Genomic DNA, 12,081 nt, shown 5'->3' on the forward strand with positions numbered 1-12,081 from the left:
GGTTGGCCACATCGAGGGCCTGGTCGAAGGATTCGACTTTCATGAGGGCGACGACGGGGCCGAAAAGTTCTTCCTGCATGAGCCGGTGGGCGGGGTCGGCGACCTCGAAGACGGCGGGCGGAACGAAGTGTCCGCCGGCGGGGGCTTGTCCGACAAAGAGGGGCCGGGCGCCCGGACCGGGGTCCTTGATGATGGCGGTGAGGCGCTCGAAGGCGCTGCGGTCAATGACGGGCGGCAGGTGGGTCGAAGGCCGGTGGGCCGGGCCGATCGGCAGGGACCGGCAGGCCTCGATGAACCGCCGGACGAACGGGTCGTAGGCGGTACCGACGATGAGGACCCGCGAACAGGCGGAACATTTCTGTCCGGCGTAGCCGAAGGCGCTTTTCATGACGCCGAGGACGGCCTCATCGAGGTCGGCATCGTCGTCGATAATGATGGCGTTCTTTCCGCCCATTTCGCAGACGACGCGTTTGACCTGGGGAGCGTCGTCGGAGGTCTTCGCGGCAGTCTCGACGATGCCGAGGCCGACTTCCCTGGATCCGGTGAAGGCGATCTGGGCGACGAGCGGATGGGAGACGAGCCGCGCGCCCACGACCCGCCCGCTGCCGGGGAGGAAGTGGACGACGTCGGGCGGGAACCCGACCTGGAGCATCCGCTCGAAAAGGCCGTAGCCGATGGCGGCGGACTGGCTGGACGGTTTGATGAGGACGGGGTTTCCGGCCACGAGTGCGGCCGTGCTCATGCCGCAGAGGATCGCCAGGGGGAAGTTCCAGGGCGAGATGACGACGCAGGGTCCGCGGCCTTCGTACCAGAGGACGTTGTCTTCGCCGCTCGTGCGTCGGCCCTGGGTCCGCGGGGCGAGTTCGAGGAGTGCCTGGCGGGCGTAGTATCGGCAGAAGTCGATGGCTTCGGCGACGTCGGCGTCGGCCTCGCGCCAGGGTTTGGCGACTTCCCAGCACTGGAGGGCGGCCAGGTCGATGCGGTCGGCGGCGAGGCGGTCGGCGAGGCGTTCGAGGAGTTCGGCGCGCTCGCGGACGGGCCGGTCGCGCCAGGCGGGCCAGGCGCGGTAGGCGGCTTCGACGGCGGCATCGGCGTCGGCGCAGTCGGCCATGGCGATCTCGGCGACGCAGACGGAGGTGTCGCTGGGACATTCGCGGTGCATCTTCGTACCATGCCTACCGGCAGGCAGGCCGCCGGCGCGCAGTTTGCCGACGACGACGGGAATCTGGAGCGGGAAAGTCTTCCGGATGCGCTCGACGGCGTCGCCGAAGGCGCTCGTGACGGCGCGGTCCTCAAAATGCAGGACGCTCGAGTTGCGGAACGGCGAATCGAGGCCGGCGGGCGGGGGAACGGGCTGGAGGCCGGCGTGAATGTCCTGGTGCGGGCGAGGACGCTGCATGAGGGCGTGGATGTCGACGTTCTCGTGGTGCGACAGCCGCAAGAAACCCTCGTTGGCGGTGTTTTCGAGAAGGCGGCGGACGAGGTAGCCCATGCCGGGGAGCATTTGGCCGACGGGGGCGTACACGCGGACGCGCCGGCCCAGAGTGCGCATGGTTCGGCGCTCGGGTTCAGCCATGCCATACAGCATCTGGATTTCGTAGGCGTTGGTCGGCAGGCCGAGCCCATCGGCGACGGCCATGGCGTGGGCCAGCGACCGCAGGTTGTGGCTGGCGAAGGCGGAGTGGATTGCGTCAACGTTTTCGAGAAGCCGGATGGTGAGCGCCTCGTAGTTGGCGTCGCTGGCGGACTTTTCGGTGAAGACGGGACAAGGCAGGCCCACCTGCTGGGCGTGGGCGACCTCGTAGTCCCAGTAGGCGCCCTTGACGAGGCGGACGGTGAAGGGCGCGCCGCGGCGCTTGGCGAGGGCGACGAGGCGGTCGACGTCGTCGGCGGCTGTCCGGAGGTAGGTCTGGACGACGATGCCGACGTGGGGCCAGTCCTTGAACTCGGGCCCGAGGACGATGCGTTCGAAGAGGTCGAAGGTGATGTCGTGCATGGCCCAGGTTTCGAGGTCGAGGTTGACGAAGACTCCGCTCTTCTTGGCGTGCTGGAAGAGGGGAAGGATGCGGCGCTCGAGGCGGTCGACGCTGCCGACGGGGTCGACGGGGTCGAGGTACGGGTCCATGGCGGAGACCTTGACAGAGACGTTCGTGCGCGGGAGGGGGCCGAGGTGGTTCGTCTCCATCCGCGGGTCGGCGGGCCAGGTGGCGATCTCCGCGGGGAGGTTATCGATGAGATCGAGATATCGAGTCTTATAGTCTTCCCCCTCGGCGTCGGAGGTGGTGGCCTCGCCGAGCATGCCCACCGTGAAGGCCATCCCTTCTTTCCAAAGGGCCTTGAGTTGCGGCAGCGCCTCCCCGGCGTTGGCGCCGAGGATGAACTTGCCGGCCATGAGGGCGACGTTCTTCCGCATCGTCCGCGTGGCGACGGGGGCGGTGAGGCTGCCGGCGGCGGCCTTGATGGCCGCGCTCAGGAGCGCCGGGACGTCGCGGCCTTCCTTCAGAAGATATTCGCGGACGTGAGAGGCCATCTGGCCGGCCATTTCCCGATGGAACCGCTCGCCGAGACCGAGAATCTGCCGGTCCAACTGGTCGGGGGAAACGCTCAAACGTCCCATGAACGCCACCCTTCTTGCCTATGCAGCGGCCCTCTTGCGTGGGGCCGCCTGTATAACACTTCACCGAAGAGCGCCGGGGCCCTCCGGCGGCGCCGGCCGCCACGGCGTGAGGGCCGCTCCGGATATCGCCCCAGGCCACTTGTGGGCAGCCATAGAACCAGAACCCGCCGCGATTCTCAAGCGATTTTTTGCCGGGTCCGGGCACTCCCCTTCGGTGGGCGGGCATCGGAGAAGGCGGAAAAATAAAATCGCGGCCGGACGTGCTGAAGAGGATCAAGGCGTGCCATCTGCGGACCCGGACGGCAGCGGTCGGAGTTCCCCACCTTTCGCCCGCCCCCAAAGGGGTCCAAAGGCGAACAAGGACAAGCGAAAGCCCGCCACGGCGGGTAAACATGGCACCCGGCGCGCGGGGTGAGGCGGGGTTCCCGCAGATTCATCCCGACTTCGTCGGGATTCATCTGCGGGCTTTGAAAGGCGCGCGGCGGGTAAACTGCGCTCAAGATGGGGCGTTATGTCGGCAGGCTATTGCGGCGCGGCACGCGCCGGGGCATAATAAAGTCGAGTTGCCGCAACCGGAACGAAAGGGGGAATGGGCATGGGGCGAAACGTCGCCGGGCGGCCCGTATTCATCGTCGGATCACTTCTGGTACTCGCGGCCGGGTGCGCCGGCCCTGCCGAACGCGAGGCGCGCGAGGCGATTGCCGACGTGGAGCGCCAGTACGCGCACCGACCGGCCGAGGCGCCGCAGGTCGGCGCGCCGCCCGCGCTGCCCGAGGATGCCACGCTCCAGGACTGCCTCGACTATGCCCAGCAGAACAACCCGGGCCTGGAAGCGGCCTTGAATCGGTGGAAGGCGGCGGCGGAGCGCATCCCGCAGGCCCGAACGCTGCCGGACCCCAGCCTCAACTACGAACTGGAGGCGATGCCGGACAGCCGGCAGCACACAGTGACGCTGAACCAGATGTTCCCCTGGCCGGAGAAACTGCCGCTGCGGGCGGCGGTCGCCCGGGAAGAAGCCGAAGCGGCCCGCCAGCAATACGAGGCGGCGAAAGTGAGTCTCTTCTTCCGCGTCAAGGATGCTTATTATGAATATTACTACCTCGGCCGGGCCGTCGCCGTCGTCCGCGAAAACCGCGACCTCGTGAAGTACCTGGAGGAAGTGGCGCGGACGCGGTACAAGGCGGGCGCCGCCGGCCATCCCGACGTCATCCGGGCGCAGGTGGAACTCGGGAAACTCGACGACCAGTTTCGGACGCTCGAGGACCTTCGCGGGGCGGCGGCGGCGCGCGTGAACGCGGCGCTAAACCGTCCGGCCGAGGCGCCGCTGGCCTGGCCGACGTCCGCCCCCCTGGAGCCGGTCGAGGCGAGCGACGCGGAGGTTCTGGCGTGGCTCGGCCAGGCGAGCCCGGAACTGAAGGCTCTGGACCACGAGGTCGCCCGGGAGCAGGAGGCCGTCGCCCTCGCCCGGAAGGACTACCTGCCGGACTTCATGGTCGGCGTAGGATACATGCAGGCCTGGATGTCGGGGGAAGGCGGCGACGACGGCGTCACGGTGATGACGGGAATCACGCTGCCGATCTGGCGCGAAAAGTATGCCGCCGCCGTCCGCGAGGCCCAGGACCGCCACCTGGCCGCCCTCCAGACCCGGACCGACCGCGCGAATACGCTCGGCGCCGAGGTCAAGATGACCCTCTACCGCTTCCGCGACGCCGAACGCAAGATCAACCTCTACCGCGACACCCTGCTGCCAAAGGCGCGCGAAGCGCTGAAGGCGACGGAGGCGTCGTTCCGCGTCGGCCAGGCCGCCTTCACCGACCTCGTCGATGCCCAGCGAATTTTCCTGGAGTTCCAACTGGCCGGGGAGCGGGCCCTGGCGGACCACGCCCAGCGCTTCGCGGAACTCGAGATGCTCGTCGGCCGCGCCCTGCCCCGCGCAGCCGCGGAACCGGTCGCGGGACTTGAAGGCCCGCAGACCAAGAATGAGAACCAGGAAGGAGAGAAGTGATGAAAGCCTTTCATGCCGTTGCCGTGATGGCCGTTGTGCTGGGCGCCGCCGGCCTGTTCGCGATGGGGTGCCAGAAGACGGAGCCGCAGGCCCCCGCCCCGGCCGCCGCCGGTCACCCCAAGATCGCGCAGAAAATGTGTCCCGTGATGGGCGGGCCGATCGATCCGAACATCTACACAGACTACAACGGCCGGCGGATTTACTTCTGCTGCACGTCGTGCCCGAAGGTGTTCGAGAAGGACCCCGAGAAGTACATCGCGAAGGTGGACGAGGAACTCAAAGGCGCGGCCGAACCGGCCAAGGGCGAGATACCCATGCCGGCGTCGGGCGAACACACCCACAAGTAAACGGGCGCGCCCGGCAGGCCGGCGTGAATACCCGCCGGCGGCGCGCGAAGCCGCGGAGGGACAAGCCATGAGCGAGAATCCCACAAGGGTCGCTTCAACGGTGCTCAAGTGGGTGGCGGTGGCGGCGGGCATCGCCCTCGCCTTCGGCGCCGGATACCTGGTGCGGTGGGGCTGCGCGCCGGCGCAGCATCCTGCGGAGGCGGCGCCGGAAGGCGCACCATCGCCGGCCGCCTCCCAGCCGGCCGAGGCGCCGACCATCTGGACCTGCGCAATGCATCCGCAGATTCGCCAGCCGAAGCCCGGCCGGTGCCCCATCTGCGGGATGAAACTCGTCCCCGTCGAGACGGGCGCGGCCGAGGTCGGCGCCGCCCCGCGCCTCGCAGTCTCCCAAGAGGCCGCCCGCCTGATGGAGATCGAGACCGCGCCGGTCGAGCGGCGGTTCGTCACGGCGGAGGTCCGGATGGTCGGCAAAGTGGAGTACGACGAGACGCGCCTGGCGTACATCACCGCGTGGGTGCCGGGGCGCCTCGACCGCCTCTTCGTAAATTACACCGGCGTTCCGGTCAAGAAGGGCGACCACCTGGTGTCCCTCTACAGCCCGGAACTCTTGAGCGCGCAGGAGGAGTTGATCCAGGCCCTCCGGGCGGTCCGTGACCTCGCGAAGAGCGACGTCGGCATCCTGCGCGAGACCGCCGCCGCCACCATCCTGGCCACCCGCGAGAAACTGAGGCTCCTGGGCCTGACGGCCGAACAGGTGGCCGAGATCGAGTCGCGCGGGACGGCCGCAGACCACGTGACCATCTACGCGCCGGCCGGCGGCATCGTCGTCGAGAAAAACGCCCTCGAAGGCATGTACGTCGACACCGGGACGCGCATCTACACCATCGCCGACCTCTCGGAGGTCTGGGTCAAACTCGACGCCTACGAATCGGACCTCTCGTGGCTGCGGTACGGCCAGAAGGTCTCGTTTGCGAGCGTCGCCTACCCCGGCGAGACGTTCGCCGGCACCATCGCCTTCATCGACCCGGTGCTGGATGAAAAAACGCGCACCGTCAAGGTCCGCGTGAACGCCGCCAACCCGGACGGGAAACTGAAACCCGGCATGTTCGTCACGGCGATGGTCCGCTCGGAGGTCGCGACGGGCGGGCGCGTCATGGCCCCCGACCTCGCGGGCAAGTGGATCTGCCCGATGCACCCCGACGTTGTCAAAAACCAGGCGGGCACGTGCGACATCTGCGGCATGCCGCTCGTGCGGACCGAGTCGCTCGGCTACGTCGCCGCAGCGCCCACCGACGCCGACAAGCCGCTCGTCATCCCGGCCACGGCCCCGCTCGTGACCGGCACGCGGGCCGTCGTGTACGTCGCAGTTCCCGGCGCCGAGAAACCGACCTTCGAGGGGCGCCAGATCGTCCTCGGCCCCCGCGCCGGCGATTGGTATCTTGTGCGCGAGGGCCTGGCGGAGGGCGAACGCATCGTCACGCGCGGCAACTTCAAGATCGACAGTGCCCTTCAGATTCAGGCCAAGCCCAGCATGATGAGCCCGGAAGGCGGCGCCCCGCCCCCCGTCCACGAGCACGGCGCCGCCGCGCCCGCCGGAGGCCACGCTCATGACTAGCGCCATTTTTGTAATCCATTTTTGCGCGGCGGTTCTCCTGAACCGCCGCGCCAGAGGCCAAGGAAGCCATTTCTTGCGCGGTGGGTGCGGAGACCCACCGCGCAAAAGTGGCGCCGGCCGGAGGCCACGCCCATGAGTAGCGCCTCTCCCGAGCCGCCGGCCCCTCGATCCCGACCTGGTCGGGACTCGGGGCAGGCCGAACTGACGCCCGAACAGCGGTCGCTCATCGGCCGGCTGATCGGTTTCTGCCTGCGGAACAAACTGGTGGTCATTCTCCTGGTGCTTTTCGTTGTGGGGGCGGGTGTTCTCGTCGCCCCGTTCGATTGGGAGATCGCCGGTCTCCTTCGGTTCCCCGTGGCCACGGATGCCATCCCCGACATCGGCGAGAACCAGCAGATCGTCTTCACCGACTGGATGGGCCGAAGCCCCCAGGACGTCGAGGACCAGGTCACGTACCCCCTGACGGCGGCGCTCCTGGGCCTGCCGCGCGTCAAGACCATTCGCTCCTACTCGATGTTCGGCTTCTCAACCATCTACATCATTTTCAAGGACGACGTGGAGTTCTACTGGTCGCGGAGCCGCGTGCTCGAGAAGTTGAACAGCCTGCCGGCCGGGATTTTGCCGACCGGCGTCCAGCCCGCGCTCGGCCCCGACGCGACGGCGCTGGGGCAGATCTTCTGGTACACCCTCGAAGGGCGCGACCCCGAAGGCCGGCCCGCCGGCGGGTGGGACCTCGAGGAACTCCGCACCATCCAGGACTGGCAGGTGCGGTACGCGGTTCAGTCGGCGGACGGCGTCGCGGAGGTCGCCTCGGTCGGCGGATTCGTCCGCGAGTACCAGGTGGACGTGGACCCCGATGCGATGCGGGCGTACGGCGTGACGCTGGACGACGTCTTCGGCGCCGTCCAGGCGTCCAACATCGACGTCGGGGCCCAGACGCTGGAACTGAATCGGGTGGAGTATTTCATCCGCGGCATCGGGTTTCTGAAGCGCGTCGAGGACATCGAGCAGAGCGTCGTCCGCGTCGGCGAGAACGTGCCGGTGCTCATCAAGCACGTCGCGCACGTGACGGCGGGGCCGGCCGTCCGGCGCGGCGCGCTCGACAAGGGCGGGGCCGAGGCCGTCGGCGGCGTGGTGGTGGCGCGCTACGGCTCCAATCCGCTGGCGGTCATCAAGAACGTCAAGGCCAGGATCGCCGAGATCGCGCCGGGCCTGCCCGCCAAGGTGGCGGTGGACTGGATGCGGGCGACGCCCGACGACCTTCGCCGATTCGCCGACGAGCACGGCTTCGCGGCCTATGCGGGTGCCGAGTTGAACCACCCCGCCTGGGTCGAGGCGCTTCGGAAGATGCCGACCGACCACCGCCCCCCCTGGGCGACGGTCAGCCAGGCGACCGTCGTCCCCTTCTACGACCGCACCGGCCTCATCTATGAGACGCTCGGCACGCTGAACGACGCGCTGGCCGGGGAAATTCTCATTACCTTCATCGTGGTCATCGTCATGATCGTTCATTTCCGGAGCAGCCTCCTCATCGGCTCCATGATGCCGCTGGCGGTCCTTTTCTGCTTCATCTTCATGAAGGTCTTCGGCGTGGATGCGAACATCGTTGCCCTCTCGGGCATTGCGATCGCGATCGGCACGATCGTGGACATGGGCATCATCATCTGCGAAAACATGCTGCGGCACCTGGAGGAGGCGCCGCCCGAGGCCGACCGCCTCCAGGTCGTCCACCGCGCCGCGAGCGAGGTCGGCAGCGCGGTCCTGACGGCCGTCGCCACCACCGTCGTCTCCTTCCTTCCCGTCTTCGTCATGACGGGGGCGGAGGGCAAGTTGTTCAAGCCCCTGGCGTTCACGAAGACGTTCGCCCTCGTTGCCTCGATCATCATTGCGCTGACGGTCCTTCCGCCGCTGGCGCACACGCTGTTTGGGCTGCGGATTTCGAGGAAGCGGCTGCAGCGCGGCATCGGGGGGGCACTCGTGGTGGCGGCGATCTTGGCGGGCGTGCTCGTCCGGTGGTGGGTGGGAGTCGTCGTCGCCCTGCCGGGGTTCTACCTCCTCGCCAAAGAGTGGGTCCCGCCGCGCGTGGCCCGCTGGGGTCCGTGGGCGGCCAACATGGTCATCGCCGCCCTGGTTGTCTTCCTCTTGAGCGTGTACTGGGAGCCTCTGGGACCGGAGCAGGGCTTCACGCGCAACTTTCTCTTCGTCATCGGCCTGCTCGGGGTGGTGCTCGGACCCTTCCTCCTCTTTCAAAGGGCCTACCCGTGGATCCTGCGGTGGTGCCTGGCGCACAAGGTCCCGTTCCTGGCGGGCATTGGGACGATCCTGGTGCTCGGCGTGCTGGGGTGGCGCGGGTTCGACCGGACGTTCGATTTCGCGCCGAAGGCGGCCGGCCGCGCCGGCCTCGATGCCGAGACGGTGCGCTCGACGGCCTTCTGGGTCGGCGCCAGCGACGCCTTTCCCGGCCTGGGCAAGGAGTTCATGCCGCCCCTGGACGAGGGCTCCTTCCTCTTCATGCCGACGACGATGGCCCACGCCTCGATCGGCGAGGCGGCCGACATCCTGGCCAAGCAGAACACGGCCCTGGCCGCCATTCCGGAAGTGGACCTCGCGGTCGGCAAGATCGGGCGCGTGGAGTCCGCGCTCGACCCGGCCCCGATCTCGATGATCGAGACCGTCATCAACTACAAATCGGAATACATCGCTGATAAGGACGGACGGCGCGTCAACTTCCGGTACGACGACGCCAAGGGCGACTTCGTCCGCGACGCCGCCGGCGAACTCATTCCCGACCCCGACGGCCGGCCCTTCCGCCAGTGGCGGCCCGAAATCCGAAGTCCCGACGACATCTGGGACCAAATCCTCCGCGCGGCGCGCCTCCCCGGCACGACCTCCGCGCCCAAACTCCAGCCCATCGCCGCACGCATCGTCATGCTCCAGAGCGGCATGCGGGCGCCGATGGGCGTCAAGGTCAAAGGGCCGGACCTGGAGGCTATCGAGCGGGTCGGCCTGGCGATCGAGCGGTTCCTCAAGGAGGTCCCCAGCGTCGAGCCGGCCACCGTCATCGCCGACCGCATCGTCGGCAAGCCCTACCTGGAGATCGTGCCCGACCGCACGGCGCTGGCGCGGTACGGCGTGCCGATGCGCGCCTTTCAGGACGTCGTCGAGGTGGCGATCGGCGGCGAGCGCCTGACCACCACCGTCGAGGGTCGCGAGCGCTTCGGCGTCCGCGTCCGGTACCTCCGGGAACTCAGGGACGAAATCGAGAAGATCGGCCGCATCCTCGTCCCCGCGGCCGACGGCAGCCAGATCCCCCTGGCGCAGGTGGCCGCCATCCGCTACATCCGCGGGCCCCAGGAGATCAAGAGCGAGGACACCTTCCTCACCAGTTACGTCCTCTTCGACAAGAGGCCCCAGTACGCCGAGGTGGACGTCGTCGAGGCGTGCCAGGCGTACCTGAAGGCGAAGGTCGCGAGCGGCGAACTGGTCCTGCCGCACGGAACGAGTTACAGTTTCGCCGGCACGTATGAGAATCAGGTCCGCAGCCAGAAGACGCTCGCCCTGGTCCTCCCGCTGGCCCTCTTTGCCATCTTCCTCCTCCTGTACTTCCAGTTCCGCGACGTGCCGGTGACGTTCCTGGTGTTCACGGGAATCTTCGTCGCCTGGGCGGGCGGCTTCATGCTCCTCTGGCTCTACGGCCGGCCGTGGTTCCTCGACTTCGCGGTCTTCGGCGTCTCGATGCGCGGCCTTTTCCAGGTGCACACCGTCAACCTCAGCGTCGCCGTCTGGGTGGGATTCCTGGCGCTCTTCGGCATCGCGACGGACGACGGCGTGGTGATGAGCACGTACCTGGGCCAGTCGTTCCGCCGGCGCGAGCCCCAGACCGTGCCCGAGATCCGCGCGGCGGTCCTGGCGGGAGGCACGCGCCGCGTCCGCGCCTGCCTCATGACCACCGCCACGACAGTCCTCGCGCTCCTGCCGGTCCTCACCTCCACCGGCCGAGGCGCCGACGTCCTGGTTCCCATGGCCATCCCGTCGTTCGGCGGCATGGTCATCGAGGTCCTGACGATGTTGGTCGTCCCGGTCCTCTATGCGACGGTCAAGGAGTTCCGCCTCCACACCCGGATCAAGGAATCCTGGGTCGGCGCGTTCCTTTTCCTGACGGCCCTCCTGGGCTTCTTCGCCCTTGCGGTCTACTGTGCCGCCCACGACCTGGTCGCGCGCACCAAGTCGCGCAGCGCCTGAGCCGCGGGGGACCATGTCACACATCCGCCTTTGGCGGGCTTTCGCTTGCGAAAGCACGCGCTTCCGGACCCCACGGCGCGAGGACCCGCCCGCTCGAAAAGAAAAAGGGCCGAGCGCGGCGCGCCCGGCCCATCATCGTCTGGCGTCCCCAAGAGGAGTCGAACCTCTAACCTTTGGCTCCGGAGGACGAAAGGCCGCGCGCAAGCCCAGTCGTCCCAAGCACTTACAGCGGCTTTTCGGGCCGAAAACGAGGGTTGCAAGTGGTTGACAAGTCACTGAGCAGTCGATAACCAGTCACCACCACGTGACGACTGACCCACTCAGTGACCCACTTTGGACGGCGTCCACTGTCCTGTTGCCCGCTGGCCGGAAGACACTGCGACATCTCTCTGGGGCCTGACCATCGGGTCTTCCACTGGGCGGAGATCGGACGGATGCCGGTGCCCGATCCCTCATGAGAGGTCGCGACCGGCCAAGGGGCTGATTGCGCACGCTGGCCCGGCGATGGAGGCGATACAGGTGTTCCGGTTAGTGCTTACGGCTGGCCATCGACCTTCGAGCAGCAGATCAACTTCCGGCAATGCGAGAACCTCCAGCAGGACCTCGTCCTTTAGCGGCACCTTTTTGACTGGCGTGTGGCTCGTTGACATCGAGGTGCCCGCCAGGGCTTCATCCCAATCAGATTCGGCAGCCTCAGACCTAGCTTTGGGCCAACAACCCACGTCCCCAGCCCAAGGTCGAAAGTGGCCTGACCAGCCGAGTTAGGCCGGTTCGCTCAACCGGCCTTGCGCTGCCGGCCCGTCGTCTGCACCGCCTCCTGTTCGGTCAACCGCTCGGTCGCCAGATACCGTCGCGTGCCCCACGTGGTCCCCGCCACATGCCGCAGCCCCGCCGCTCATAAACCAGAGTAAAAAAAGGTACGGAGAGCGGCGGCGGCGAGGCGGACGGCGGACTCCATGGCGGGGCTGAGGCGGTCGGCGGATTTTAGATCGGCCGGCTGGGCGCCGAGGAGGGCGCACTCAATTTTCCGGCCGGATTCGCCACGGGCGAGGCCCTGAATGGCCTCGGCCACGAGGGCGAGACTGATGGCGTGGGTCGAGACGTCCACCTCGGCCAGATGCTCCGCCGGGACGAGGGCGACGCGGCCGGGCGGGGCGCCTAAGTCGGCGGCATCGACGAAAAGGACGCCCGCGCAGCCGGAAGAAACGATGGGAACGAGGAAACTTTCGGGGACGGCCTGGACGTCGAAGAGGCG

The 12,081-nt window shown here is 67.9% G+C and carries 6 protein-coding genes; 4 read left to right on the plus strand and 2 right to left on the minus strand.

The window, feature by feature from the left end:
• Positions 1–2,617 (minus strand): proline dehydrogenase family protein (locus NTX40_09075; protein MCX5649230.1); only part of this gene is annotated, 2,617 nt, incomplete at its 3' end.
• A 595-nt stretch (positions 2,618–3,212) separates the two neighbouring features.
• On the opposite strand from NTX40_09075, the gene NTX40_09080 reads away from it, so the two are divergent.
• From NTX40_09080 to NTX40_09095, 4 genes are all read left to right on the plus strand, one after another.
• Positions 3,213–4,622, plus strand: coding sequence for a TolC family protein (locus NTX40_09080; GenBank protein ID MCX5649231.1), 1,410 nt, complete (start codon positions 3,213–3,215; stop codon positions 4,620–4,622).
• Positions 4,622–4,969 carry a YHS domain-containing protein gene (locus tag NTX40_09085; protein ID MCX5649232.1) on the plus strand — a complete coding sequence of 116 codons (348 nt, stop codon included), beginning with the start codon at positions 4,622–4,624 and terminating at the stop codon, positions 4,967–4,969. Before NTX40_09080 ends, NTX40_09085 begins: the two co-directional genes overlap by 1 nt.
• A gap of 67 nt (positions 4,970–5,036) precedes the next feature.
• Positions 5,037–6,584 carry an efflux RND transporter periplasmic adaptor subunit gene (locus NTX40_09090; protein ID MCX5649233.1) on the plus strand — a complete coding sequence of 516 codons (1,548 nt, stop codon included), beginning with the start codon at positions 5,037–5,039 and terminating at the stop codon, positions 6,582–6,584.
• Positions 6,585–6,716: 132 nt separating this feature from the next.
• Positions 6,717–10,826: an efflux RND transporter permease subunit gene (locus tag NTX40_09095; protein MCX5649234.1), complete on the plus strand. Its 4,110-nt coding sequence runs from the start codon at positions 6,717–6,719 to the stop codon at positions 10,824–10,826.
• A gap of 895 nt (positions 10,827–11,721) precedes the next feature.
• On the opposite strand, the gene NTX40_09100 is transcribed toward NTX40_09095, so the two are convergent.
• Positions 11,722–12,081 (minus strand): hydrogenase maturation protease (locus NTX40_09100; protein ID MCX5649235.1); only part of this gene is annotated, 360 nt, incomplete at its 5' end.

The organism is Planctomycetota bacterium, assembly GCA_026387035.1.
GTDB lineage: Bacteria > Planctomycetota > Phycisphaerae > FEN-1346 > FEN-1346 > JAPLMM01.